Origin of the sequence: Curtobacterium sp. MCJR17_055 (assembly GCF_003224335.1) — a bacterium.
Classification (GTDB): Bacteria; Actinomycetota; Actinomycetes; order Actinomycetales; family Microbacteriaceae; genus Curtobacterium.
The window spans coordinates 643,101-668,105 of record NZ_QKLF01000001.1; the positions used below are offsets into that span (position 1 = coordinate 643,101).

General features: G+C 73.5%; 21 protein-coding genes. 11 read left to right on the plus strand and 10 right to left on the minus strand.

What is annotated here, in order from left to right; translation table 11 throughout:
* Positions 1–1,293 carry an adenylosuccinate synthase gene (locus tag DEJ16_RS02990; RefSeq protein WP_110823436.1) on the minus strand — a complete coding sequence of 431 codons (1,293 nt, stop codon included), beginning with the start codon at positions 1,291–1,293 and terminating at the stop codon, positions 1–3.
* A gap of 184 nt (positions 1,294–1,477) precedes the next feature.
* On the opposite strand from DEJ16_RS02990, the gene DEJ16_RS15660 reads away from it, so the two are divergent.
* Together DEJ16_RS15660 and DEJ16_RS02995 are read left to right on the plus strand one after the other, a co-directional pair.
* Positions 1,478–1,636: a hypothetical protein gene (locus tag DEJ16_RS15660; RefSeq protein WP_181419426.1), complete on the plus strand. Its 159-nt coding sequence runs from the start codon at positions 1,478–1,480 to the stop codon at positions 1,634–1,636.
* 116 nt (positions 1,637–1,752) lie between these two features.
* Positions 1,753–1,926 carry an Rv0909 family putative TA system antitoxin gene (locus tag DEJ16_RS02995; protein ID WP_110823435.1) on the plus strand — a complete coding sequence of 58 codons (174 nt, stop codon included), beginning with the start codon at positions 1,753–1,755 and terminating at the stop codon, positions 1,924–1,926.
* A 118-nt stretch (positions 1,927–2,044) separates the two neighbouring features.
* Here the strand turns inward: DEJ16_RS02995 and DEJ16_RS15665 are convergent, their stop codons facing one another.
* Together DEJ16_RS15665 and DEJ16_RS03000 are read right to left on the minus strand one after the other, a co-directional pair.
* Complete coding sequence (locus DEJ16_RS15665; RefSeq protein WP_181419427.1) at positions 2,045–2,212, minus strand: hypothetical protein; 168 nt, start codon at positions 2,210–2,212, stop codon at positions 2,045–2,047.
* Between the two features lie 138 nt (positions 2,213–2,350).
* Positions 2,351–6,025, minus strand: a complete 3,675-nt coding sequence (locus tag DEJ16_RS03000) for a S8 family serine peptidase (protein ID WP_110858024.1) — start codon at positions 6,023–6,025, stop codon at positions 2,351–2,353.
* A gap of 148 nt (positions 6,026–6,173) precedes the next feature.
* On the opposite strand from DEJ16_RS03000, the gene DEJ16_RS03005 reads away from it, so the two are divergent.
* From DEJ16_RS03005 to DEJ16_RS03025, 5 genes are all read left to right on the plus strand, one after another.
* Complete coding sequence (locus DEJ16_RS03005; protein WP_110823433.1) at positions 6,174–6,821, plus strand: TetR/AcrR family transcriptional regulator; 648 nt, start codon at positions 6,174–6,176, stop codon at positions 6,819–6,821.
* Positions 6,818–7,558 carry a hypothetical protein gene (locus DEJ16_RS03010; RefSeq protein ID WP_110823432.1) on the plus strand — a complete coding sequence of 247 codons (741 nt, stop codon included), beginning with the start codon at positions 6,818–6,820 and terminating at the stop codon, positions 7,556–7,558. The genes DEJ16_RS03005 and DEJ16_RS03010 overlap by 4 nt, the downstream gene beginning before the upstream one ends.
* Complete coding sequence (locus DEJ16_RS03015; protein WP_110823431.1) at positions 7,555–9,636, plus strand: YhgE/Pip domain-containing protein; 2,082 nt, start codon at positions 7,555–7,557, stop codon at positions 9,634–9,636. The genes DEJ16_RS03010 and DEJ16_RS03015 overlap by 4 nt, the downstream gene beginning before the upstream one ends.
* 943 nt (positions 9,637–10,579) lie before the next feature.
* On the plus strand, positions 10,580–11,638 hold the full coding sequence (locus tag DEJ16_RS03020) for a LacI family DNA-binding transcriptional regulator (RefSeq protein WP_110823952.1): 1,059 nt from the start codon (positions 10,580–10,582) through the stop codon (positions 11,636–11,638).
* Between the two features lie 319 nt (positions 11,639–11,957).
* Entirely contained in the window at positions 11,958–12,764 is an 807-nt protein-coding gene (locus DEJ16_RS03025; RefSeq protein ID WP_110823430.1) for a hypothetical protein, read from the plus strand.
* A 654-nt stretch (positions 12,765–13,418) separates the two neighbouring features.
* Here DEJ16_RS03025 and DEJ16_RS03035 read toward each other — a convergent pair.
* Together DEJ16_RS03035 and DEJ16_RS03040 are read right to left on the minus strand one after the other, a co-directional pair.
* On the minus strand, positions 13,419–14,093 hold the full coding sequence (locus tag DEJ16_RS03035) for a TrmH family RNA methyltransferase (RefSeq protein WP_375232125.1): 675 nt from the start codon (positions 14,091–14,093) through the stop codon (positions 13,419–13,421).
* A gap of 43 nt (positions 14,094–14,136) precedes the next feature.
* Entirely contained in the window at positions 14,137–14,814 is a 678-nt protein-coding gene (locus tag DEJ16_RS03040; protein ID WP_181419428.1) for a TetR/AcrR family transcriptional regulator, read from the minus strand.
* A gap of 98 nt (positions 14,815–14,912) precedes the next feature.
* Here DEJ16_RS03040 and DEJ16_RS03045 point away from each other — a divergent pair, with 98 nt between their 5' ends.
* Positions 14,913–15,710, plus strand: a complete 798-nt coding sequence (locus tag DEJ16_RS03045; RefSeq protein ID WP_110823427.1) for an HAD-IIA family hydrolase — start codon at positions 14,913–14,915, stop codon at positions 15,708–15,710.
* A gap of 5 nt (positions 15,711–15,715) precedes the next feature.
* On the opposite strand, the gene DEJ16_RS03050 is transcribed toward DEJ16_RS03045, so the two are convergent.
* Positions 15,716–16,669 (minus strand): CPBP family intramembrane glutamic endopeptidase, encoded by a 954-nt coding sequence (locus tag DEJ16_RS03050; RefSeq protein WP_110823426.1) that lies wholly within the window; start codon positions 16,667–16,669, stop codon positions 15,716–15,718.
* Here DEJ16_RS03050 and DEJ16_RS03055 point away from each other — a divergent pair.
* A complete protein-coding gene (locus DEJ16_RS03055) occupies positions 16,668–17,360 on the plus strand; it encodes a metal-dependent transcriptional regulator (protein WP_110823425.1) in 693 nt (230 codons plus the stop codon). The genes DEJ16_RS03050 and DEJ16_RS03055 overlap by 2 nt on opposite strands.
* A gap of 150 nt (positions 17,361–17,510) precedes the next feature.
* On the opposite strand, the gene DEJ16_RS03060 is transcribed toward DEJ16_RS03055, so the two are convergent.
* The 3 genes from DEJ16_RS03060 to pyrE all read right to left on the minus strand — a co-directional run bounded on the left by DEJ16_RS03060 (position 17,511) and on the right by pyrE (position 20,665).
* Positions 17,511–18,155: a HEAT repeat domain-containing protein gene (locus DEJ16_RS03060; protein ID WP_110823424.1), complete on the minus strand. Its 645-nt coding sequence runs from the start codon at positions 18,153–18,155 to the stop codon at positions 17,511–17,513.
* 66 nt (positions 18,156–18,221) lie between these two features.
* Entirely contained in the window at positions 18,222–20,117 is a 1,896-nt protein-coding gene (locus DEJ16_RS03065) for a hypothetical protein (protein WP_110823423.1), read from the minus strand.
* Positions 20,114–20,665, minus strand: a complete 552-nt coding sequence (gene pyrE, locus DEJ16_RS03070) for an orotate phosphoribosyltransferase (RefSeq protein ID WP_110823950.1) — start codon at positions 20,663–20,665, stop codon at positions 20,114–20,116. Before pyrE ends, DEJ16_RS03065 begins: the two co-directional genes overlap by 4 nt.
* A gap of 221 nt (positions 20,666–20,886) precedes the next feature.
* On the opposite strand from pyrE, the gene DEJ16_RS15670 reads away from it, so the two are divergent.
* Together DEJ16_RS15670 and DEJ16_RS03080 are read left to right on the plus strand one after the other, a co-directional pair.
* Positions 20,887–22,572: a hypothetical protein gene (locus tag DEJ16_RS15670; protein WP_110823421.1), complete on the plus strand. Its 1,686-nt coding sequence runs from the start codon at positions 20,887–20,889 to the stop codon at positions 22,570–22,572.
* A gap of 131 nt (positions 22,573–22,703) precedes the next feature.
* Positions 22,704–24,059 carry a peptidoglycan DD-metalloendopeptidase family protein gene (locus DEJ16_RS03080; RefSeq protein ID WP_146232796.1) on the plus strand — a complete coding sequence of 452 codons (1,356 nt, stop codon included), beginning with the start codon at positions 22,704–22,706 and terminating at the stop codon, positions 24,057–24,059.
* A 123-nt stretch (positions 24,060–24,182) separates the two neighbouring features.
* Here DEJ16_RS03080 and DEJ16_RS03085 read toward each other — a convergent pair whose 3' ends face one another.
* Positions 24,183–25,004: an aminoglycoside 3'-phosphotransferase gene (locus DEJ16_RS03085; protein ID WP_110823417.1), complete on the minus strand. Its 822-nt coding sequence runs from the start codon at positions 25,002–25,004 to the stop codon at positions 24,183–24,185.
* Position 25,005: the final 1 nt, after the last annotated feature.

Sequence of the window (25,005 nt, forward strand, 5' to 3'; positions counted from 1 at the left end):
TCAGCCCTGGCCGAGCAGGTCGTGCCGGACGACGATCGCGTCACGACCGGGTCCGACGCCGATCGCCGAGATCCGGGCACCGGACATCGCCTCGACCGCGAGCACGTAGTCCTGGGCGTTCTTCGGCAGGTCCTCGAACGAGCGCGCGCCCGTGATGTCCTCGGACCAGCCGGGGAACTCCTCGTAGACGGGCTTCGCGTGGTGGAAGTCGGACTGGGACACCGGGACCTCGTCCACGCGCACACCGTCGACCTCGTAGGCGACGCACACCGGGATGGTCTCGAGACCGGTCAGGACGTCGAGCTTCGTGAGCACGAAGTCCGTCACGCCGTTGATGCGGGCCGTGTAGCGGGCGATCGGGGCGTCGTACCAGCCGCAGCGCCGCGGGCGCCCGGTCGTCGTGCCGAACTCGAAGCCGTTCGCGCGGAGGAACTCCCCCGACTCGTCGAACAGCTCGGTCGGGAACGGGCCGGCGCCGACACGGGTCGTGTACGCCTTGACGATCCCGATGATGCGCTCGAGCTTGCCCGGGCCGATGCCGGAACCGGTCGCGGCACCGCCGGCGGTGGCGGAGGACGACGTCACGAACGGGTACGTGCCGTGGTCGACGTCGAGCATGGTGGCCTGACCGGCCTCGAACAGGACGGTCTCGCCGCGCTCGAGCGCCCGGTGGATCTCGAGCGCGGTGTCGGCGACCATCGGCCGGAGGCGGTCCGCGTAGGACAGCAGCGACTCGACGACCTCTTCCGCGTCGATCGCGCGCCGGTTGAAGACCTTGACGAGCAGGTGGTTCTTCTGGTCGAGGGCGGCTTCCACCTTCTGCCGCAGGATGTTCTCGTCGAAGATGTCCTGGATGCGGATGCCGACGCGGTTGATCTTGTCCGCGTACGTCGGGCCGATGCCGCGACCGGTGGTGCCGATCTGGCGCTTGCCGAGGAAGCGCTCGGTCACCTTGTCGATGGTGCGGTGGTAGTGCGTGATGACGTGGGCGTTCGCGGAGACGCGGAGCTTCGACACGTCGACCCCGCGGGCCTTCAGCGCGTCGAGCTCCTGGAACAGGACCTCGATGTCGACGACGACGCCGTTGCCGATGATCGGGGTGACGCCCGGGGTGAGGATGCCGGAGGGCAGCAGGTGCAGCGCGTACTTCTCGCCGCCGACGACGACCGTGTGCCCGGCGTTGTTGCCGCCGTTGAACTTGACGACGTAGTCGATGCGGGAACCGAGGAGGTCGGTGGCCTTCCCCTTGCCCTCGTCGCCCCACTGGGCGCCGATGATGACTGCTGCGGGCATCTGGTTCTCCTCACGTTGGCGGAGGACCGCACACGGCCGTCCGGGCCGGTGGTCCACCCGAGTCTATCGGCTGGTCACCTCCGCGTCACCGGCCGGACGGTCCCTGTGGAGGACGCCCCGGGCACGGAGCACGCTTGGACGGACACGATCCGATGCAGGATCCACACCGACGAGAGGAACCACCATGAGCGACCCGATCGACGACATGAGCCGCCTGCTCGACAGCCAGCAGGCCGAGGACCTCACCGACGGCGGCATCGGTTCCGTCGAGGGTGCGCCGCAGGACGTCATGCCCGAGACCGACCGCGGGCGCGAGGCCGCCGAGGAGCGCCCCGACGCCTGACGGGCGATGACGCCTGACCGGCGATGACGCCTGATCGGTGACGACGCCTGAACGCGGACGGATGGCCACCGGAGCACGGTGGACCGGTCAGTGATCCGACGAACGGAAGGAACACCATGAGCGACCTCAGCGACAAGGCCAAGGACTTCGCGAACAGCGACAAGGGCGAGAAGGCGACCGACGCCGGCCTCGACAAGGCCGCCGGCGCAGCCGACAAGGCCACCGGCGGGAGCCACGGCGACCAGATCGACAAGGCGGAGAACGCCGCAGACGGCAAGATCGGCAACTGAGCCGGTCACGTCACCGACGGCGCACCCGCGCCGAGCACGACGGGAGGCCCGGTACCAGCTGGTACCGGGCCTCCCGTCTGTTCCGCGGTGCGTCAGGCGCCCCGCAGCAGTCGGGGCGTCAGCCCCGGAAGAAGTCCGCGTAGGACGGGTCGCCGATCGGCTGGGTGTGGCCCGGCTCGGCCAGCCGCTCCTCGACCATCGCCCGGATGACGTCCGGCGGGGTGAGCCCACGTCGACGCCACTCCATGGGGTTCTGTCGGAGCTGCACCAGGGTGTTCGTTCGCATGCACCAACACTCCCACCAACTACCTAGTTCGTCTAACTACCTGTCCCGTACGCGCACTGCTCGCGCGGGGATGCGGACGGACGACGAACGGAGCGGGCAGCCCGTGGGCCACCCGCTCCGTCCTCGTGCTACCGCGCGCTACTTGTAGATGCGCCCGGACAGTGCGGTCGTCGTCCCGCTCGTGTACCCGGACTTCTTCGCCGTGACGGTGACCGTCAGGCGCTGCCCGACGTCCTTCGTCGTCGTCGTGTAGGTCGCCTTGGTCGCACCCGGGATGGCCGTGCCGCCCCGCGACCACTGGTACGTGAAGGTGACGCCGCTGGCGTTCCACTCACCCGGCTTCGCGGTGATGGTCCGTCCGACCTTCCACGATCCACCGACGCTGGCCTTGCTGCCCGACCGCAGTGCGAGCGTCGGCTGCACGGCGTTCGCAGTCAGCACCTCGGCCTGGTCCCCGACCGCGTTGTGCAGGTGCAGCAGGAGGACCTTCGCGTTCGTGGTCGACGCCGGGCGGTTGACCCGGATGGCGTAGTCGTCGGCGAACAGCGGCGTCGAGACACCGTCACGGGTGAAGGACAGCGCCGGTGCGAAGGCGTCGAAGGTGACCGTCTTCGTCTCGTCCACGACCGAGGACCCGGTGGTCGCCGCACCCGGCGCGTACGCCGACTCGGTGACGACCTGGTAGTCGAACGCGGCCTTCGTCGACGTCGCGGTGTACCCGAGCGCCGAGAGCGACACGGGGAGCACCTTGACGGCGGAGTCGAACGTGTTCGTGTCCTGCGTCTCGTCGACGTTGAGCGGCCAGGTGTCGACCGTCTTCTGCTTCGGGTCGTTGAGGTCCACCGTCGTGACGAACGTCGCGTCGACCACCGAGGACTTCGCGTCGTAGGTCAGGAAGTCCGGCTCGCCGTCCCGGTTCGTGTCGATGAGGACCTCGACGTTGGTGACGGCACCCGGGTTGGCGTCCGGACCCTGTGTCTGGACACCGAAGGACACGACGCCCTGCGACTTGTCCGCCAGGCCGACGGCCGTCGAGCTGGCGCCGAAGGCCCGGACGTCAGCGGCCGCGAGGGACTGCTGCGCCGAACCGGCCGGGAAGGCCTCCTTCGGGTCGGTGGCACCGAGGACGAACGGTGCCGCGAGGGCCGAGTACCGCGATGCACCGGTGCCCTGGGCGAGGCCGGTCCCGCTGAGCGCGATGGTGCTCGACTTCGACGTACCCGTGAAGGTGACGTCGTCACCGTGCACGGCGCTGACCGGCTTCGGCGCGGCGTACACACCGAGGCGGAGCGGCGTCACGTCGGCCGCGGCCGGCGTGAAGGTCACCAGGCCGGTGGCCGCCGAGACGAACTCACGCGGGTAGCCCTGCTGGGTCTGCTCCTGCGTCGGGTCGATCGTCTTGCGCAGCAGCGTCGGGTCGGCGACCGTCATGGTCAGGGTGACCGTGGCGGTGCCGTTCGCCGGGACGGTGACCGTCGTCGCGCTGAGCGAGAAGGCGACGCCGGACTTCGCGATCCGGGACTCGTAGGCCACCGAGTAGGTGTGTGCGACGTCGGCCGTGTTGCGCACCAGCAGGCTGCGCTTCGCGGTCGTCGGGCCGCTCACCTCGACGACCCCGAAGGACGCCGTGACGAGGTCGTCGTTCTCCTGGCTGCGGACCGTGGTGGTGTCCTGGACCGCCTGCAGGGCGTCGACGCGGCCGGTGCCCTGTCGGAGCAGCGTGGCCAGCTGGTCGTCGGTCGCGCTCTGCTGGACGTCGGAGGTCGCGGTGTTCATCAGCGCCGCCTTCACCTCCGGCGCGCTCCAGCCCGGGTGGGCCTCGAACGTCAGGGCGGCGACACCGGCGACGTGCGGCGTGGCCATCGAGGTCCCGCTCATCGACATGCGACCGTCACCGGTGCCGTTCGCGGCGGAGATGACGTTGACGCCCGGGCCGGCGATGTCCGGCTTGACGATGTCGTCGACCGAACCGTGGACGCCACGGCTGGTGAACGGCGCGAGGGTGTTGGTGGTCTCCTGCCCGCGGGCGATGTCGAAGCCCTTGAGCTCCTGGGCGAAGCGCACGTGCAGGGTGCCCGCCTTCGCAGCGGCCTGGAGGCTCGCAGCACTGTCCGCGGTCAGCTCGGCACCCGGGATGGTCGCGTTGCCCGCGATGCCCGAGTCGAAGATGTCGATCGTGCCGGCGAGGAGCACGCCGACACCACCGGCGGCCTGGACGTTGTCGAACCGGACCTTCGAGCCGCACTCGAGCGCGCCGTCGGTCCACTTCAGCCACGCCACCTTGCCCTTCAGCGCAGCGGCCTCGTCACCCGTGAAGGGCGAGCACCCGTCGACGTCGACCGTCGGGACGAACACGTCACCCTCGACGGGGAGCGTGCCCTGGTAGCTCGAGGAGTACTGCGACCGGTACGTCTTCGCGAGGTCGGCCGGTTCGGTCACCTGGACGCCGTCGTACAGGCTCTGCCCGGCGGCGGCCGCTGCGACCGTGAGGGCCCCTTCGGCGGTGCCCGGTGCGCCGCCCACGTCGGTGAAGTCGTCGGCGTTGCCGGACGCGATCACCGGCAGCACGCCGCGGTCGGTCAGGGCGTCGATCTTCGCGTTGTCCGGGTCGTCGGTCGCGCCGTAGTCCGACCCGAGCGACAGGTTGATGACGTTGATGTCCTTGCCCTCGGTGAGCGCCTGGCCCACCCAGTCGAGCGCGGCACCGGTCAAGTCGGTCGAGCCGCCGCCGTCACCGAAGACCTTGAGGGCGTAGAGGCCGGCCTCGGGCGCGCTGCCCGGACCCACCCACATGTCCTGCACCTGCTGCTGCGTCAGCGAGGAGTAGTCGCCGCGGAAGGTGGTCTTGTCGGCGTCGAGGCCGTACCCGGCTGCAGTACCGGCGACGTGCGTGCCGTGGTCGCCGCCCTTGCCGTCGATCGGGTTCGCGTCCGGCTGCGGGACGGGCTGGTAGGCCGCGGTGCTCGGGTCCGCGTTGTACGTGGGACCCGCGAAGTCGTAGCCGCCGAGGAACTTCGACGGGTCGTACCAGCTGGAGGCCGGCGCACCCGTGCTGGCGAGGGCGTCCTGGTAGGCCGCGGTCGTGCCGGGTCCGCCGAAGTCGGCCTGCGTGTAGTCGAGGCCGGTGTCGAGCACGGCGATGTTGACGCCCTCGCCGGTGTGACCGGTCGCGGTCCAGGCGTCGTAGGCCCGGGTGTACAGGTCGCTCGCGGCGTTCTTCGGGCTGACGCCCTCCGCACCGGGACGGACGGCGTCGGGGTCGACGCCGGACGGGGCTGCACCGGCGTCCTCGTTGACCGTCGGCTCGACGACCTTCTTCGGCGTCAGCGCCACGATGCTCTCGACGTCGGAGCGCTCCGCGATCTCGGCCAGGGCGGCGACGTCCGCGACGACGGCGATGCCCGGGACCGTGTACTCGGTCGCGTACAGCTCGGTGGCCTCCGGGTCCGCGGCCTTCACTGCTGCCCGCACCTTCGCGACGGTCGACTCGATGGTCTCCACACGGCTCTGCGCTGCGGAGGAGGGCCGCTTCGACCGGGTGAGGTCGCCGCCCTTCGCCGCGGCGTCGACCTCGAGTGCGCCGGCACCGGTGGTGCGGACGAACGCGCTGACGGTCTTCGTGGGCTTCGCGTTCCGCAACGGCGCGGAGAGCTTGAGGTCGGCCGCAGCGGGGACGGAGGCCGGTGCCGCCGAGGCCGCACCACCCACGGCGAGTCCGCCGCAGGCCAGTGCCGCCACCGCGACGATCGAGGTCAGCAGCCGCGGAGCGCGGTACCGACGAGAGGGGTTGTTGGGCGGTGTCGCTCGGGGCACGCAGCACACTCCTGATGAGTCCGACGTTCGGGTGAAGTTCCGATGAAGCTATGTGGTCCTTCTCAGGACGGGGAGTCGGCAGTTCAGGGGACAGACCCTGTGGTCACTCGAAGTTGCACAGGCGTGTGCACGTTATTACGCTGAGTGCATGACCACCACCGATCGGCCCACACGCGCGCCACGACGGGACGCGACCGAGAACCGCGCCGCCCTCGTCCAGGCCGCGCGGACGCTCCTGCAGGCCGATCCGGACGCGTCACTCGAGGCGATCGCCGCGCACGCCGGACTGTCCCGGCGTGCGGTCTACGGACACTTCCCCTCCCGGGACGACCTCGTGCGCGAGGTCGTGACGGGCGGAGCCGAGCGCATCCTCGCCGCGATGCCGAGCCGAGCCGCCTTCGCCGGGCTGCCCCCGGCCTCCCGTCTGGCCGCGATCGCCGTGGCCCTCTGGACCGAGGTCTCGCACGTCCGGTCGATGGCGGTCATCGCCGTCCGCGGCCCCCTGGTCGAGACCGTCGCCACCGTGTTCGCCCCACTGCGTGCGCAGGTCCGGGACGCGTGCGCCCTCGGCATCGCGGACGGCACGCTGCGTGACGACGTCGACGCCGAGACGCTCGGTCGACTCGTCGAGGGTGCCTGCCTGGCCGTCCTCGATGAGGCCGCACGGTCCGGCACGTCCGACGACGCCGGCCGCCGCATGGTCGTGGTCTCCGCCCTCGGCATGGCGGGCATCGACTGGCGCACGGCACTGCTCGCACTCCCCACCCACACGCCCGTCCCGGAGGACCACGCATGACGCTCGAACTCGCCGCCGTCGGCATCGGCACCGGACCCGGAGCCGAGCTCCCCGTGGTCAGCGCCGTCGCCGGCCCCGGCCACCCGGGCGTCGTCGCGGTCGAGACCGAACAGGCACCCGTGCTCGCCTCGCTCGTCGCCGGAGGGCGGATGAAGCCCGACACCGGGCAAGTGCTCCTCGACGGACACGACGACCCCGCGGCCGTCCGTCGCGCGTTCGCCCTCGTCGACACCCCCGGCGTCGCCGAGCCGTTCCCGGTGATGACCCTCAAGCAGATCGTGCACGAGGAGCTCGCGTTCGCCGGCCGACGGCCCTCCCGCGCGGACGTCGCCACGGTGCTCGAGGAGCTCGGGATGACGCACTGGTCCGACACCCCCGTGCAGCGGGTCCCGACCGACGCCCGCGTCCGACTGCTCGCCGAGCTCGCGCTCCTGCGGCCCGACGTCACCGGACTCGTCATCACCTCGCCCGAGCGGCACGGCGGTGCGGTCGCCGACTGGTTCGCCGTCGTCCGGGACGTCGCGCGCCGCGGGGTGACCGTCGTGCTCGTCACGTCCAAGGCCGCGGCGGAGACGGCAACCGCCCTGCTCGACACCATCACCGACCGCGGCGACGCGGCGGACACCACCACCGAGGGTCCCGAGGACGCGACCCGGACCGAGGACGCCTCGACGGGCCTCCCGACCGAACCCACCGACACCACCGACGCACCCGCTCCCCTGGAGACCCGCTCGTGACCATCCCCTCGCTCGTCCGCGCCGAACTCGCGCGCCTGACCGCCACCCCGCTCGCCCGCCTGGCGTTCATCGCCCTCATGTGCGTCCCGCTGCTGTACGGCGGCGCCTACCTCTGGGCCAACCGCGACCCCTACGCCAAGCTCGACCAGATCCCGGCCGCGATCGTCGACCAGGACGCCGGGGCCACCCTCGACGGCGAGCGCGTCGACTACGGGAAGGACGTCGCGAAGGAGGCCGTCGACAGCCACGACTTCGACTGGACCGAGACCACCGCGGCCGACGCCCGCTCCGGCGTGCGCGACGGCACGTACGACTTCGTCGTCACGATCCCGCACGACTTCTCCGCGTCCCTGGCCTCCGCGCAGTCCGACCACCCGGAGCGCGCCGAACTCGTCATGACCACGGCCGACACGAACTCCTACCTCGCCTCCACCATCGCGGAGCAGGCCGGCAAGACCATGCGGACGGCCGTCGCCGAACGCGTCGGGAAGGAAGCGGCGACCACCCTGCTCGTCGGGCTCGCGGACGTGCGGGACAGCCTCGGGGACGCGGTCGACGGTGCCGGCGAGCTCGCATCCGGCGCGACGAAGGCCGCGAACGGGGCGGACAGGCTCGAGGACGGCACCGCGGAACTGGCCTCCGGCGCCGGGACCCTGGCGGCCAGCACGGCTGCACTGCCGTCACAGACGGCGCAGCTCGACTCGGGCGCGCAGCAGGTCGCGACCGGGGCGGCGTCCCTGGCCACGGGCCTCCGGTCGGCGCAGCAGCAGACCGCCGCGCTGCCGGACCAGACGCGGCAGCTCGCCGACGGTGCCGCGCAGGTCGCGGCCGGCAACGCCGAACTCGCCGCCCGCGTCGACGAGGCGAACACGACCGTGCAGGCGATCCAGCCCGTCGACGCGGACGCCGTCCTGCAGGACATCACCGCGAACCTGCCCGAGGGCGTCACCCTGACGCCGGAGCAGCAGCAGGCCCTGACCGCCACCGTCACCTCGGCCGTCGACCGGGCGAACAGCGCCGGAGCGGACGCGAAACAGCAGCTCGGTGCGACGACGCAGCAGATCGACACGCTCAGCGCCGGTGCCCGCCAGGTGTCAGACGGCGCGGCAGCACTGGCCGACGCCGCCCCGCAGCTGTCGTCCGGCATCGCCACCGCCGCGGACGGCGCCTCGACGCTGTCGACCGGCGCGGCACAGGTGGCCGCGGGCACGCACCGGCTGGCCGACGCCGCCCCGCAGCTGTCCTCTGGAGCGTCGCAGCTCGCCACCGGTGCGGCCTCGGCGGACGACGGTGCGCAGTCGCTCGCCAGCGGCGTGCACGCGCTCGAGTCCGGCTCGTCGGAACTGGCGTCGCAGCTGGACAAGGGGCGGACGAAGATCCCCGCATCGACCGCGTCGTCGCGGAACGCGCAGGCCTCCGTCATCTCGGACCCGGTCAAGGTCGGCGACGACAACATCGCCGCGGCCTCGAACTACGGAGCCGGCCTCGCGCCGTTCTTCATCTCGCTCGCCGCGTGGATCGGCATGTACGCGCTGTTCCTCATCCTCAAGCCGATCTCGAAGCGCGCCATCACCGCCGTCCGCCGACCCCTGCGCGTCGTGTTCGGCGGCTGGCTCACCCCGGCGCTCCTCGGCGTCGTGCAGATGGCCGCGCTCTTCCTGATCGTCCGGTACGCCCTCGACCTCGACGTCGTGCACGCCGGCGGGACGGTCGGCGTCATGGTCCTGGCGTCGGCGACCTTCGCGGCGATCATCATGACGCTCAACGTGCTGCTCGGGTCGGTCGGGCAGTTCCTCGGCCTGGTGCTCATGCTCATCCAGCTCGTCACCGCGGGCGGCACGTTCCCGTGGCAGACCCTGCCCGGGCCGCTCGCCGCGCTGCACTTCGCCCTGCCGATGACCTACTCCGTCGACGCCATCCGGCAGACGATGTACGGTGGCTCGCTCGGCACGGCGTGGAGCGACGCCGGCGTGCTGCTCTGCTGGTTGCTCGGCGCGCTGCTGGTGTCGTACCTCGTCACGGCGCGGCAGACGCGGACGCGGACGCTGCGCGACCTGCGGCCGAGCTTGATCGGGTAGGCGGCGGGGCGCACGCGCCGCGGCGGCGGGCGCGGGGGGCGGCGGGCGCGCCAGCGCGGACCGGACCCGCACAACAAGAACCGGTCCGCACCACGGACTCCCGTGGCGCGGACCGGTTCCTCTTGCGTCGGTTGAGGGCGGTCCCGACGGCGGCCGGGAGGCGCGCGGCCAGTCCGCCCCGGGCCTCCCGCCCGGCAGGGCGGCGCGGCCAGCCCGCCCCGGGCCTCCCGCCCCGCAGGAGGGCGCGAACCGGACCCGCACGACGAGAACCGGTCCGCACCACGGACTCCCGCAGGGCGGACCGGTTCCTGTTGTGTCTGACCACGGGACCGGCCGCGACCGCGGCCAGGAGGCGCGGGGCGGCGCGGGCAGCCCGCCCCGGGCCTCCCGCCCGGCAGGAGGGCACGGACCGGACCCGCACGACCAGATCCGGTTGGCACCACGGACTTCCGCGGTGCGAACCGGTTCCTGTTGCGTCAGTTGGGGGGCCGGTCCCGACGGCGGTTAGGAGGCGCGGGGGCTGCCCGCCCGGGGCTTCCGTTTCGTGCGCGGCCTGGCCAGGCGCGGGCCGGACCCGCACAACAAAGACCGGTTCGAACCACGGAACCCGGCGGTGTGGACCGGTTCCTATTGTGTCTGACCACGGGACCGGCCGCGACGGCGGCTAGGAGGCGCGGGTCCAGCCCGCCCCGAGCCTCCCGGCTGGCAGGGCGGCGCGGACCGGACACGCACGACGAGAACCGGTCCGCACCACGGACTCCCGCGGTGCGGACTGGTTGCTGTTGGGTCCGGCCCGGGTGCGGTCGCCACGGCGGGCGGGAGGCACGGCCGGACCGACCCGGGCCTTCCGGCCCCTGCGCCGCCCGGCAGGGCGTGGAGCGCGACAGCGCTACGATCGGGAGGACGCATCCGGCGGGTGCGCAGCCGGAGGTCGAGGATGACGATGGGGAACACCAAGCCCGCGACGATCTACGACGTCGCCGCGCGTGCGGGGGTGTCGAAGTCGCTCGTGTCCCTCGTGTTGCAGCGCTCCCCGCGGGTGAGCGAGCAGCGTCGGGCGGCCGTCCTCGCGGCGATCCAGGAGCTGGACTACCGGCCGTCGACCGCCGCGGTGTCGCTCGCCGGCACCCGCTCCCGGACGATCGGGGTCGTGCTCGATGACTTCCGCAACCAGTGGTTCGTCGACCTGCTGACCGGCCTCCGCGAGGCGCTGCAGGACCAGGGCCATCGACTCGTCGTCGCCGACCGCTTCCTGAACACCGGGCTCGACGTCTCCCCTGTCGAGGGCTTCCTGTCCATGCGGGTCGAGGGACTCGTCATCGCCGGGGAGCCCGACACCGACCTCGCGATCCCGGCGAGCACGCCCGTCGTCGTCGCGGGCGGTCGGGCAGCGCTCGCCCGCGCGGACACCGTTGCGAACGACGACCTCGCCGGCGGGCGCATGGCGGCCGAGCACCTCATCGACCTCGGGCACGTGCGGCTCGGCTTCGTCGGTGGGCACTCGGCGGCGAGTGACGCCCGGCTCGAGGGGTGGCGAGCCGCCATCGACGCGGCGGGTGCACGGGCTGGCGGGTCGGCGTCGGACGGCGTGCCCGGGCCGTCCGACGCGACCGGGCCATCCGGCGTGACCGGGGTGGCCGTGGTCCTGGCCGCCGACGTCACCGAGGAGACCGGCTTCACCGGGACACACCGCCTCCTCGACGAGAACCCCGAGGTGACCGCGGTGTTCGCCGCGAACGACGTGACCGCCCTGGGCGCGATGTCCGCCATCGCCGACCGAGGTCTCCGCGTGCCCGAGGACATCTCGGTGATCGGGTACGACGACACCCCGATCGCGGCATCCCGGTACGTCGGCCTGACGAGCATCGACGACCGCAGCATCGACATCGGCCGCGGCGCCGGGGTGCGGCTGCTCGAACGCATCGCGGACCCGGGGCTGACCCCCACCGAGGTCCTGGTCGAGCCACGGCTCGTCGCCCGCCGCACGACCGCCCCACGCTGAACGCACCCGCGACGACAGTGTGCACCCGAGGCGGGCGTCGGTGATCCATCCCCGCTTTCGGGACATCCTGACAGCGCTGGTACCTGAGCGGAACTAGGCTTCGATCGACCCCTACCCGAGGGGTCACGTGGACGGAACACCCGAGTTCATCCCGACGTCTGCATCCTCTCCGGCGGCACGAGCACCCTCTCGTGTCGGACGCACAGGTCACCCTGCCCGTGCCCTCGCCGTGGGTCCCTGCCCACGGTGTCCTGATCGATGCTGCCTCGCCTGCCCGGGTGGCCCTCCTCGGAGTACCCGAATCCCTGGAGAACAGAACATGGCACGCATCCTTACCCGCACCATCGGCGGCGCCGCGGCCTCGATCATCGTCGGCGGCATCGCAGCCGTCGCGGTGACCGGAGTCGCCTCGGCACACACCCCCGAGGTGTCGGCATCCTGCACGCAGCTGCACGTCGCGCTCGCGAACTACCCGGCGAACTCGACGGTCGACGTCGTCCTCGACGACACCGACCACGGCACCACGACCTTCGGGCCGAGCGCGTTCGACACGACGTTCCCGCTCGACACGACCCGCAAGCACACCTGGTCCGTCTCGGTGACGTCCGGCGACGGCGACCACGCCTTCGACAAGACGTTCGCCGGCGAGTCGACCGACGCGTGCCTCACGGTCGCACCTCCGGTCCCCACCCCGACCGGGACGCCGACGCCGACGCCGAGCACGCCGGCACCGACGACCCCCGCGACCCCGACGGCCCCTCCGACGGGCACCCCGAGCACGCCCGCGGTCCCGACCACGCCCGCGACGCCGACGCCGACGGACACCCCGACGCCGAACGCCCCGGCCACCCCGGCCGTGGTGACGAACACCCCTGCGCCGAGTGCACCCGCGACCCCGACCGTTGACGTGACGCCAAACGGCACCGTGCTCCCCGGCACGACCCCGACCGGTACGAGCACCACGGCCGCCGGCGCACCGGGCACCGGTCCGGGCTCGAACGGCACCGGCGAACTCGCGTTCACCGGCTCGCCCGTCGGCCTCGGCGTGGGCGTCGGCGCGCTGGTCGCGATGCTCCTCGGTGGCGCCCTCGCCGCCTTCGCCGCGGTGCGCCGCCGCCGGGCCTGACCCCCGGGGGTGACGGCGCCGGGCTCCCGCTCGGTGTCGTCATCCCGCCCGCGGTCGGTCCGGGTCGCGCGTGAAGTGCGTGCCCGGGCCGCCCGGCTCGGGCTCGGGCTCGGGCTCGGGCTCGGGCTCGGGCTCGGGCTCGTCCGACTCGCGCCCACCGGGGCCGCGCGGGGTCGCACGACATGCCGCGCGCCTCCCGCCCAGGTTCCGCAATGCGCCGCTCTCGCACGTCGCGATGCGCAGTTCGTGCGACCTCGACGGGACGGCCACGGTGAGTCGCACGACCTCGAGACCGCTCCGACCGCGTCGGCTCGCTCCCGCCGGCCCGCATGCACCGGGCCCGCGCCGAGGTCGCACGACACGCCGCGCGCCTCCCGTCCAGGTCGCGCACTCCGCCGCTCCCGCACGTCGCAAAGCGCGGTTCGTGCGACCTCGACGGAACGGCCACGGCGAGTCGCGCGACCTCGAGACCGCGGACCACGCGGGCTCGCGCCCGCGGGCCCGTGCCCGCCGGGCCCGCGCCGAGGTCGCACGACATGCCGCGCGCCTCCCGCCCAGGTTCCGCAATGCGCCGCTCTCGCACGTCGAGATGCGCGAATTCTGGAACCTCGACGGGGCGCGCCCGCCTCGACGGGACGGGCCCGCCCGCCCGCCTCAGCCCGGCAGCACCGCGTGCCGGACGACCCAGCTGTGCATGACGATCGCCGCAGCCGCCGAGGCGTTGATGCTCCGCGTCGACCCGAACTGCGTGATCTCGAGGTGCCCGTCGGCGCCCGCGACCGCCTCGTCCGTGAGCCCCGGCCCTTCCTGCCCGAACAGGAACACGCAGCGCTCGGGCACGTCGGCGGTCTCGATGCGGTCCGCCCCCGGGGTGTTGTCGATCGCGATGACCGGCCGTCCCTCGTCCCGCATGACCCGGAGGAACGCGGCGACGTCCTCGTGGTGCCGCACGTGCTGGTACCGGTCGGTGACCATCGCCCCGCGGCGGTTCCAGCGGCGTCGACCGATGATGTGCACGGTCCCGGCCAGGAAGGCGTTGGCGCTGCGCACGATGGAGCCGATGTTCAGGTCGTGCTGCCAGTTCTCGATCGCCACGTCGAAGGCGTGCCGGCGGGTGTCGAGGTCGGCGACGATCGCCGCCATCGACCAGTACCGGAAGCGGTCGACGACGTTGCGGGTGTCCCCGTGTTCGAGCAGCTCCGGGTCGTACTGCGGCCCCTCGGGCCACGGCCGTGGGTGCGGCCCGACCCCGTGCGTCGTCGCCTCGTGGGTGGGTGGGAGCGCCGGAGACGGCTCCGGCAGGTCGCCGGACGGGAGGCCCTGGGTCACGTGACCAGCGTACGGCGCGCGCACCGCGCCTCCCGTCCGACGCTCAGCCCGCGGCCTGCACCCCGGCGTCCGCGACCCGCGCCTCGATGCCGCCGAGCAGCACGTCGAGCCCGAGCGCGAAGCGCGCCTCGTACGAGTGCTCGCCGAGGACCTCCCCGACCAGCCGGTGCCGCTCGGGCCGCCCGGCCTCGGAGTCGCCGCGCCCGACCTGCACGGCGGTGTGGCCCACGACGAAGTCGTAGACGACGAAGAACGCGTACATCGCCTCGGTCTCGGAGAGCCCTGCGGAGCGGAGGGCTCCGACGACGGTCGCGACGACGGCGTCCGACTCCGACGAGGCGAGCGGCGCCCGGCTGCTGTGCGACTCGAGGACGAGCGGGTGTCGGACGAGCAGGTCGCGGAAGGTGGTGGCGAAGACCCGGACCACGGCGCGCCAGTCCTCGGGCCAGACGAACGTGGCAGTGAACTCGTCGACCGTCCGACGGACGAGTTCGGCGTGCAGGTCGTTGAGGCCGCCGATCGTCCGGTGCACGGTCATCGGGGCGACGCCGAGGGCCGCACCGAGCGCTCGGAAGGACAGGCGGTCCAGGCCGTCCTCGTTCGCGATGACGGTGGCGGCGTCGATGACCTGGTCGCGTGAGACCACGTTCGGTCGGCCTCGGCGGCGAGGTGCTGCTGCGGGGCCGTCCGGGCTGGGACGGGGGTCCTGGTCGACGAGCACGGCTTCCTCCTGACGCTTCCGGTACGCGTACGGGAACGCGCCCTGAAAGCCTAGGGCACTTCGGGATTCCGACCGGGTCCGCCCACTACGCTGGCCGCATGGCATCCCGCGACGAGGTCGAGTGCTGGCTGACGGACATGGACGGCGTGCTCGTCCATGAGAACCAGGCGCTCCCCGGCGCCCCGGAGTTGATCCGGCAGTGGCAGGACCAGGGCACCGAGTTCCTCGTCCTGACGAACAACTCGATCTTCACGCCGCGTGACCTCAGCGCGCGACTCCGCCAGTCCGGGCTGCACGTCCCCGAGGAGCGGATCTGGACCTCAGCCCTGGCGACCGCGGACTTCTGCGCGTCGCAGATGCCGGAGGGCTCGGCGTTCGTCATCGGCGAGGCCGGCATGACGACCGCCCTGCACGAGGCCGGGTTCATCATGACCGAGACGGCACCGGACTACGTCGTCGTCGGCGAGACCCGGAACTACTCGTTCGAGGCGATCACGAAGGCCGTCCGCCTGATCCGCGACGGGGCGCGCTTCATCGTGACGAACCCGGACGCCACGGGCCCGAGCGCCGAGGGCGTCCTGCCGGCCACGGGCGCGATCGCCGCGATGATCGAGAAGGCCACCGGCAAGCAGCCCTACGTGGTGGGCAAGCCGAACCCGATGATGTTCCGCTCGGCGATGAACCGGATCGGCGCGCACTCCGAGAACACCGGCATGATCGGCGACCGGATGGACACCGACGTGCAGGCCGGCATCGAGGCGGGCCTCCACACCGTGCTCGTCATGACGGGCATCAGCGACCAGGCCGAGATCGACAAGTACCCGTTCCGCCCGAGCGAGGTCATCTCCGGCGTGCACGAGCTCCTGCACACCGAGCCGTACGAGGTGGAGATCTAGACCGGTCAGCCGGCCAGTTCGACCGGGGCGTCCGCTCCGGCCGGGAGGCCCGTGTCCGGACCGCGCACCGCGGCGGCTCCCAGGGGCGGTACGGTCCGCCACCGGCGGCGCAGGCGCCGGCCCCGGTCGTCCCGCCACGCGACGAGCCCGCCGGCGACGACGCCGAGCAGCAGCACCGCGATCGTGGCGAGGCCGAGCAGTCCGACGAGCAGGACGTCGACCGACCCCGGCGCGGAGGCGCTGACGCCGATCGCGCCGAAGTCCCAGAAGGCGTGCAGCAGCACCGGGGCCAGCAGGTTGCCGCTCAGGCGCCGGGCCAGGTACAGCACCGACCCGAACGAGGTGGCGAACACCACCTGCAGGACGGTCGTGGCCACCGGGGCGCCGGACAGGACGTTCAGGAAGTGGAGCAGCCCGAACAGCACGCACGAGAGCGCCCACACCCCGATCTCGGGCAGGCGTCGGCGGAGTCCGACGAGCAGCACGCCGCGGGTCATCAGCTCCTCGACGACACCGACCAGCAGGACCCCGAGCGCGAGGAGCAGGAAGTACCGCAGGCTCTTCCCACCCCAGTCGAGGAGCGGGAGCCGACCGAGGCACACCGCCAGGACGAGGAGCGGCGCCACCATCGTCCACCGCGGTCCGCCCCGCGCCGGGTCGACCGTCGCGATCCGCCACCACCCGAGCGCGGTGACGACCAGCGCCAGGATGCCCGCGACGACCGCCTCGGGGACGACGAGGTCGCGCACCACGCTGTCGACCGTGCGGCCGAGCGCCGGGTAGTCGTCGCTCGGGCGCGAGCGCACGATGCTCACCACGGCGAACACGACCAGCGGGGCGAGCCCGACCAGCAGCGACGGCGGGACCGGCCACCACCCGCGACGGCGACGTCGGACGGCGGGAGGCTGGACGGAGGTCACCTCCCGGTTGTACCAGGAGCAGCCGTACCATTGGCGCATGCGCCTGCCCTCGCTCAGCACGATGGCCGAGGACTACGTCAAGCTCGTCTGGAAGGCCGGCGAGCGCGGCGACGACGGCCTCGCCACCCGGGACATCGCGGCGGCCCTGCACGTCTCGGCGTCGACCGTGTCGGGCAACCTCCGGAAGCTCGACCGCGACGGCCTCATCGAGCACACCCCGTACCGCGGCGTCGTGCTCACCCCGCTCGGTCGGCAGGCCGCGGTGGCGATGGTCCGTCGGCACCGCCTCATCGAGACGTTCCTGGTCGAACGGCTCGGGTACTCCTGGGACGAGGTGCACACCGAGGCGGAGGCGCTCGAGCACGCCGTGTCGGAGACGTTCCTCGACCGGGTGGACGCCGACCTCGGCCACCCGACGCACGACCCGCACGGCGACCCGATCCCGAGCGCCGAGGGGGTCGTGCCGGACACGCCCGGCGCGCTGCTCGGGACCGTCGACCCCGGCGTCTGCGGGACCGTCGGCCGGGTGTCGGACGACGACCCGGCGCTGCTGCGGTACTTCGACGAACTCGGGGTCGGGCTCGGCACGCACCTCCGCGTGGAACAGGTGCGCGACTACGCGGGGGTGGTGGCGGTCGCGCGCCGTGACGCCGGCGGGGCGGAGGCGCTGGTGGACCTCCCGGCCGCCGCGGCGACCGCCATCTGGCTGACGCCCGACGCGCCGCACTGACGGCACGCCGCGCCCGACCCCCCACCCCGAGGTTCCGGAATCCGCGCATCTCCGCGCCCGAGATGCGCGAATGCCGGAACCGCGGGGGCAGGGCCACGGCGGGTCATGGAACCCCCAGCGCTGCCCCGCCAGCACTGCCGCCGCCGGCGGTCAGCCCTTCGCGGAACGCGTCCGGCCGAGGGCGACCTCACGGCGCGCCCGCGCGAGCGCCAGCGCCGACCCCGCGTCCGGGTCCTCGAGCAGCCGGACCGTCTCGGCCGCGTGCTCCCGCACCGCGGCGTTCCGGTGCTCCGCCGCGACGGCGAGGACCGGCCCGGCGACCTCGGACCCGAGCCCGGCGATCGCCCGGCTCAGCGCCAGCCGGGTCTCCTCGTCACCGTGGCCGAGTTGCACGGCGAGCGTCTTCGCGAGCTCCGGCCGCTCGGACTCGGGCGCGAGCAGGACGGCAGCACGCCACGCGGTCCTGGCGACACCCGGGTCGAGGTCGGACAGCCGCTCCGCGACCTGCGGGTACACGGAGCCGTCGCGGATCTTCGAGAGCGTGTGCAGCGCTTGGCTCCGGGCCTGCGCCTCGGGGCGCTCGAGTTCCGGGAGCAGCCGCGGGACGACCACCGCGGCCGGGAGGCGCACCAACGCCCACGTGAGCATCTCCCGCACCTGCAGGTCCGGCTCGACCGCGCACTGCGCGACGAGGACGTCGAGTTCGTCCACGGTCGGGGTCGTCCCGGCGGCCATCACCGCCCGGAGACGGACGGCGGGTCGGGGATCGGTCAGGGTCGAAGCGAGCGTCGGCATGGCCGTCCCACTCCACTCCCCACGCCTGGGTGTCGGCTCGGCGCGGTCGGTCCGCCGGTCGGCGTGTCAGTCGAGTGCGCTCGTCGGCGGGTGCACCGCCAGCGCGCCGGCGGGGCTGCTCGACGGCGACGCCGGCTGCTCCTCGAGGCTGTTCCCACGGATCCAGGCGGTGATGACCAGGACGAGGAGCAGGAGCACGACGATGATCGCGACGGAGCCGTAGACCAGGAGCTGCTTGCCGCGCCGTCCCTCGCTCTGCAGACGGGCGAACCCCTCGTTGATGAAGTTGGCACGGTCGGCGTCCGTCGTCCGGGACTCCGCCTGGCCGGACGGGGGCGTCGCCGCGACGGCGGGCATCATCCGGGTGCTCGTGTCCTCGGTACGGGCGGCGTCCGCGTCACGGAGCTGCTGGATCGCCTCGGTGCCGAACAGGTCCTTGATGACGCCGGTGTCACTCGTCTCGCGACCCTGCCACTCGGACTGGTCGATGTCCTCGGGCGCGAGGCGCCACGGGGCGCCGTCCCGCTCGGGGGCGGGGTCCCGGTCGTGCACGCGGTCCGAGCCGGTCGTCCCGTCGGCTCCGGCCGCGCGGTCGTCCGAGGGTGTGCGCGGTTCCGGTGCGCGGCGTGCGGTGCGCGGGCCCGGTTCGACCAGCGGGGGGACGTGGTCCGCCGGCACGACCCGCGGCGACTCGTCCTCCTCCGCCTCCCACCACGGGGTGGCGGAGGACGGCGGCACGACGGACGGGAGGACCGACGGCGGCACGGCAGGAGCCGCCGAGCGCGGGGCGAAGGCGGCCGTGGGAGCCGTCCCGGCGGGGTCGTCCAGGTCGTCGTCGAGGTCGCCGTCGTCGTGGCCACCGTCGCGGGACCCCGCGCCGTGGTCGTCGACGCCGTGGCGGTCGAGGGGCATCGCCATCGTGCTGTCGTCGTCCGTCACGTCACCGGGGAACACCTCGCCGGTCCGGGCGGCCTCGTCGCTGAGCGACCAGCTCGACCCGCCCGACGGCGTCGTCCGCTCGCCGGCCCGGTCGTCGTCGACCGGATCGGGGTCGATCGGATCGGGCTCGGCGTGGGAGGCAGCGTCGGGAACGGTCGTCCCGGTGGCCCACGACCCGGCGGCGACGAGGTTGGTGTCGAAGGCGTCCTGGGTCAGCGTGGTCTGCACCTCGCCGGTCTCCTCGCCGAGGACCGACCAGTCGAAGGGGCGGTCGGCCTGCGGGGCCCCGTCCACGTCGTCGTGCAGCCGGAGGAGCTCGGTGAAGGTCGGCGGTTCGTCGGTCGCGGGCAGGACGTCCTCGACGCCGAGCGGCTGCGCGTCCGGACCACCGGCGAGGGCCGGCGGCACGGGCGTCACGCCCGGCGACGACGGGTCGGCCGACGGCACGGCGCCGGGCCGCACCCGTCCGAGCCAGTCCACGTCCGACCGTCCGAGGCCGTCCGGGTCGGTGCGGCGACGCTCGTCCTCGATCGCCCGGGCCTCGGCCGCGCGGGCTTCCCGGTCGGAGCGGGCCGTGGGCAGGACGATCGCGCGCGGGTCGGGGGCGTTCGACACCGGCGGCACGGCCGCGGGCGGCGGGACCCGACCGGCGACGCCACCGGGCAGCGCGAGCTCCTCGGGCATCGAGATCGCCTGGGTCGCGCCGGGGTCCAGCTCGGGCGCCGGTGCCGACGCGGGGGCAGGTGCCGACGCGGGGGCGACCGGCACGGACGCCGGGGCGGTGAACGGCTCGGGTTCCGGCCGACCGGCCTGGCGGGCGGCACGCTCGGCCTCACGGCGCTCACGCCGGGAGGGCCACTCCTCCTCCGTCAGCGGGGCGCCGAAGATGTCCGCGGCGCTGCGGAGGCCCGAGAACGGAGCGTCCGGGGCGGGCGCACGGCGGGCCTCCCGGCCGTCGTCCCCGGAATCGGGGGTGACGGGGCCGTCGGGCTCGCGCGCGTCGTCCGGACGCTCCTCGGTCACGCGGACAGCCCCAGGTCGGCCAGCCCGATCGCAGCGAGGTACGGGTAGCCCGCCGCCTCGATCCGCTCCTTCGCGCCGGTGTCCCGGTCGACGACGACGGCGACGGCGGCGATCACGGCGCCCTCGCGCTCGAGGGCCTCGGCCGCCTTGAGCGGCGATCCGCCGGTGGTGGAGGTGTCCTCGAGGACGACCACACGCTTGCCACGGACGTCCGGCCCCTCGACCTGGCGGCCTCGACCGTGGTCCTTCGGTTCCTTGCGCACGACGAAGGCGTCGTAGGAACCCCCGCGGGCAGCGGCCTGGTGCAGGACCGCGCTGGCGATCGGGTCGGCACCCATCGTCAGGCCGCCGACGGCATCGACGTCAGGGACGTCAGCGATGAGGTCGGCCATCACCTGACCGATGAGGGGAGCGACGCGGTGGTCGAGGCTCACCTTGCGGAGGTCGATGTAGTACGACGCCTGCTTCCCGCTGGTCAGGGTGAAGTCGCCGTGGAAGACCGCATCGGCCTTGATGTGCTCGATCAACTGCTCGCGCGCGTGGGTCACGGTGCCCAAGATTAGCGGTGACCGGCGGTCCGCGCTCCCTGGAGCCCTCCGCCCGGCTCCCGGGACGGCACCCGAGATCAGCGGTGACCGGCGGTCCGCGCTCCCTGGAGCCCTCCGCCCGGCTCCCGGGACGGCACCCGAGATCAGCGGTGACCGGCGGTCCGCGCTCCCTGGAGCCCTCCGCCCGGCTTCCGGAACGCGGTCGCAGGTACGCTCCGGTCATGCCCCTCGTCCGACCGCGGGACGGTGCACGGCCGCTCGAGGCCGGCACTCACCGCCCCCGCTCCGCAGTCGCGCGGGCGGTCGGGCACGAGGCCGTGGGGGCCCTGCTCGCCCTGGCCCTGGCGGTCGTCGCGCTCCGCCACGTCCTCGCGACGGAGCGGGTCGCCCTGCTCTGGTACGACGGCGACTCCGTGCTGCTGCCGCTCGTGGCGCGGTCGATCGCGCTCGGGCAGCCGTTCGAGTGGGCGATGTCCCCGGCGCTGTTCTTCTTCCCGGAGCTGCCGGTCTACCTGGCCGTCTCCGCCGTGACCGCGACACCGCAGCAGGCCCTGGCGCTGAACGGCGTCCTGGTGCTGCTCGCCGTGTACGCGCTCGTCCGTGCGGCCGCGAACGAGCTCATGCCCGCTGCCGCCCGCCCGGCCCGGATCGCGGTGTCGGTCCTCGCCGTCGTGCTCGTGACGATGCTCGTCCTGACCGAGTCCTCGGCGACCGCGACGTCCCTCGAACTCGCCTCCCTGCTGCTCACGACGACCTACTACTACGGGGCCGTGCTCGCGATGCTCGCCACCGCGGTGCTCGTGCTGCGCACCGTCCGGACCGGCCGGGCGTCGCTGCCGGTGCTCGGGACGCTCGGCGTCGTCGCGGCACTCAGCACGGGGTCGAACCCGCTGTACGTCCCGTGGTCCGCCGGACCCGTCGTCGTCACGCTCGCCCTGCTCGTCGTCGCGCGCCGGGTGCCGTGGCGACCGGCGGCCCTGGACGCTGGAGCCCTCACCGTCGGCGCCGTGGTCGGGTACCTCGTCCGGATCCCACTCCGCCCCTTCGTCTCCCTGGACCCGTCGACGTACGTGCACCCCGACCGGGCCGGCACGACGGCCGCGTTCTTCGCGGCGCTCACCGACGACCGTGCCGCCTCGGCCTCCGGGGACGCAGGGCTGCTGCTCATGCTGCTCGGTGTGCTGCTCAGTGCGGGCGGCACGGTCTGGGCCTGGCGGACGCGGTCCTCCCGAGCGGTGCTGCTCGCGACCGCGCTGCCACTCGTGACGATCGTGGCGGTGTCCGTCGGGGTCGTCGTCGCCGGCTCGGAGACACCCCGCTACCTGGAGCCGGTCGTGACGATGCCGCTCCTGGCGCTCGTCGCGGTGTGCGAACTCGCCCGGACCGCGGTCCGGCAGACCCGGCTGTACCGACCCACGCGGACCCTCCGGACGCTGTCGGCGGTGGGTGCCGCCCTGGTCCTGGTCGCGGGCGTCGCGGTCACGCCGGGCACGGTCCGTTCGGTCGTCGACGCCCGGTACGGACCGGTCGCCTGCCTCGACCGGTGGGTGGACGCGCACCGCACCGCTGACCGCGACCCCGTCGGCGTCGGTCAGTTCTGGACGATCCGTCCCCTCGCCGCCTACGCGGACCAGGACGTCCGGCTGCTCCAGGTCCGGGACACCTTCGACACCTACCCCTGGCTCGTCGACCTCGGCTCCTACCGGGACGCCCGACCGGACTACGTGGTCGTCGGGTCCGGGGACGTCTGGACGACGCCCGTGGAGGACTCGCTCGGACCCCCGGCGACGATCACGCACTGCGACGGCTACGACGTCCACGACTACGCGGGGACCCGCGGCGCCGAGGTGCTGCAGAGGACGGTGGTGGGGTCGGCCGAGCGGATCCTGCACGAGCGCGGGTTCTGACCTCCGACCGGCCGTCGTCCGGCTCCGAGCCGGCGACAGGGTCGTCCACAGGCTCGATCACGCCACGGATCCGTCCACAGCGGAGCGTCGCCGCAGCGAACCGCCTGTGGAGATGTATAGGCTCCGTTGCGATGTCTCGCTCCGTGGTCACCGCCCCCCGTCCCCGCTCCGCGCCGACGGCTCGGCGGCGTCTGCTCGCCACCGGGCTGGCGATCGCCGGTCTCATCGGCACGCTCGTCCTCGACGCACCCGCCGCCCAGGCCGCCACGTACCCCTCGTGGGACGACGTGGTCGCGGCCCGCGGCAAGGAGTCCGCCAAGCAGTCGCAGATCGTCGAGATCCGCGGGATCATCTCCGGCCTGTCGGACGAGGTCGACGCCGCCCGCGCCGAGGCCGAACGGCTCGGTGCCGCGTTCGAGGCCGCCCAGCGCAAGGCCCTGCGCGCCGCCGAGCGGGAACAGGCGCTGCGGGACGACGCGGAGGAGCACGCCGAGGTCGCCGAGGCGAGTGCCGCCCAGGCCGGCCGCTTCGCCGCGCAGATGGCCCGGTCCGGCGGTGCCGACGTCACGACGAGCGTGCTCACCGGCGGCGAGGACGCGCGGGACCTCCTCTACGACCTCGGCGCGCTGAGCAAGCTGTCCGAGCAGGCCGAACGGGTCGAGACCGCGGCCACCAACGACGCGTCCGTCGCCCGGTCGCTCACCGACCAGGCCGACCGCGCCGCGCTCGCGCTCGAGGAGCTCGCACAGGCCGCACAGGACCGGATGGGCGAAGCACAGGCGGCGTCCGACCGTGCGCAGGCTGCGTACGACGAGCAGGAGGCGAACAAGTCCCGACTGGAGGCCCAGCTCGCCTCCCTGACGTCGGGTCGCGCCACGACCGAGGCCCAGTACGAGAAGGGCGAGCGGATCCGCAAGGCCGCGGAGGAGCGTCGCCGGAAGGCCCTCGAGGCCGAGCTGGCACGTCAGGCGCAGCAGTTGCGGGACCAGCAGGCCGCGGCCGCGGCGGCGAACCAGGGCGGCAGTGCACCGGCCGCGCCGGCCGCACCGAGCGGCGGCGGTGCCACGGCGCCGTCCGGGTCCGGCTGGGTCCGACCGGCGGGCGGCTGGATCACCAGCGGCTACGGGGTCCGCGTCAACCCGTACACCGGCGCGACGGCCATGCACGACGGCATCGACCTGGGCAGCGGCTGCTCGACCGCGATCGTCGCGGCGTCCGCGGGCACCGTGGAGTACGTCGGCCCCTACGGCGGGTACGGCAACTACGTCCGCATCGACCACGGCGGCGGCGTGAAGACCGCGTACGGGCACATCGTCGCCGGCGGCTTCCGTGTCAGCCCCGGCCAGCAGGTCGGCGCCGGGACCCTCGTTGCCCTCGTCGGCTCCACCGGCAACTCGACCGGGTGCCACCTGCACTTCGAGACCCACGTCGGCGGCGGCACGGTCGACCCGGTGTCGTTCATGGGCGCACGCGGCGTCGGCTTCTAGCCCGGCAGCAGCGGCCCGGCAGCGGCACCCGCGCCCAGCAGCAGCGCCCGCGCGACCGGACTGCCCGGCTGGCCAGGCCACCCGGCTGGTCAGGCCACTCGGCGGGTCAGGCCACTCGGCTGGTCAGGCCGCACGCCGTGGGTCGACGACGTCATCCACGTCGAGTTCCCACAACGCCCGGTACCAGGCCGTCCGCTCCGGGTCCTGCGGCAGCCCGTACGCCTCGTGGAACAGGTCGTCCCAGCCCGGGCCGTGGTTCCACCCCAGGCTCATCGACGCCACCGCGAGGTCGGCCCACCGGTCTGCGACGCCGAGCGCGCCGAGGTCCACGTGCCCGACCCAGCGGCCGTCGGCCCCGAGGAGCGTGTTCGGGGCGCAGGCGTCCCCGTGGCACACCACGAGCTGGTCCGTCGCGGGCTGCGGACCGATCGCGTCGACGTTCCGACCGGCCGCTCGTGCCCGGTCGAGGCGCTCGTCCGTCGGCCACGTGAACGGACACGACGGCACCGGCAGGCTGTCGTGCAGCGCACGGAGCCCCTCCCCCACACCGATCACCGCCGCGCGCGGGTCATCCCGCCACCGCGGGTCCACGGCACTCCAGCCCGGCACCGGTCGGGTCGCCATCCACGCACCGGAACCGTCGGCCCCGTGCTCGAGCACCTCCGGCACGGTCAGCCAGCGGGCCGCCCAGCGCAGCCGTGCGACCTCGGCGTCGATCCACGGCGCGTAGCGCGGAGGGACCCACTTCACGTAGCCCTCGGCACGGTCCGGTGTCGGGCCGAGACGGAAGGTCCGTCCGCCGGCGGAGTTCACCCACACCGGCTCGAGCGGCCGCCCGCGGGCGACCCCGACGACCGCGGCCGGGACCTCGACCGGACCGTCCGGCAGTCCGCCGCGGCCGACGAGGTCGTCCGTCGGCTCGCCGTCGTCACCGACGCCGGGCATC

Coding starts and splice junctions, on each gene's coding strand:
- DEJ16_RS03080 (WP_146232796.1), top strand. CDS start 22,704: ATGTCTCGCTCCGTGGTCACCGCCCCCCGTCCCCGCTCCGCGCCGACG.
- DEJ16_RS03050 (WP_110823426.1), bottom strand. CDS start 16,669: ATGCGCCAATGGTACGGCTGCTCCTGGTACAACCGGGAGGTGACCTCC.
- DEJ16_RS03010 (WP_110823432.1), top strand. CDS start 6,818: ATGACGCTCGAACTCGCCGCCGTCGGCATCGGCACCGGACCCGGAGCC.
- DEJ16_RS02990 (WP_110823436.1), bottom strand. CDS start 1,293: ATGCCCGCAGCAGTCATCATCGGCGCCCAGTGGGGCGACGAGGGCAAG.
- DEJ16_RS02995 (WP_110823435.1), top strand. CDS start 1,753: ATGAGCGACCTCAGCGACAAGGCCAAGGACTTCGCGAACAGCGACAAG.
- DEJ16_RS03020 (WP_110823952.1), top strand. CDS start 10,580: ATGGGGAACACCAAGCCCGCGACGATCTACGACGTCGCCGCGCGTGCG.
- DEJ16_RS03045 (WP_110823427.1), top strand. CDS start 14,913: ATGGCATCCCGCGACGAGGTCGAGTGCTGGCTGACGGACATGGACGGC.
- DEJ16_RS15665 (WP_181419427.1), bottom strand. CDS start 2,212: ATGCGAACGAACACCCTGGTGCAGCTCCGACAGAACCCCATGGAGTGG.
- DEJ16_RS03060 (WP_110823424.1), bottom strand. CDS start 18,155: ATGCCGACGCTCGCTTCGACCCTGACCGATCCCCGACCCGCCGTCCGT.
- DEJ16_RS03055 (WP_110823425.1), top strand. CDS start 16,668: ATGCGCCTGCCCTCGCTCAGCACGATGGCCGAGGACTACGTCAAGCTC.
- DEJ16_RS03005 (WP_110823433.1), top strand. CDS start 6,174: ATGACCACCACCGATCGGCCCACACGCGCGCCACGACGGGACGCGACC.
- DEJ16_RS15670 (WP_110823421.1), top strand. CDS start 20,887: ATGCCCCTCGTCCGACCGCGGGACGGTGCACGGCCGCTCGAGGCCGGC.
- DEJ16_RS03085 (WP_110823417.1), bottom strand. CDS start 25,004: ATGCCCGGCGTCGGTGACGACGGCGAGCCGACGGACGACCTCGTCGGC.
- DEJ16_RS03025 (WP_110823430.1), top strand. CDS start 11,958: ATGGCACGCATCCTTACCCGCACCATCGGCGGCGCCGCGGCCTCGATC.
- DEJ16_RS15660 (WP_181419426.1), top strand. CDS start 1,478: ATGAGCGACCCGATCGACGACATGAGCCGCCTGCTCGACAGCCAGCAG.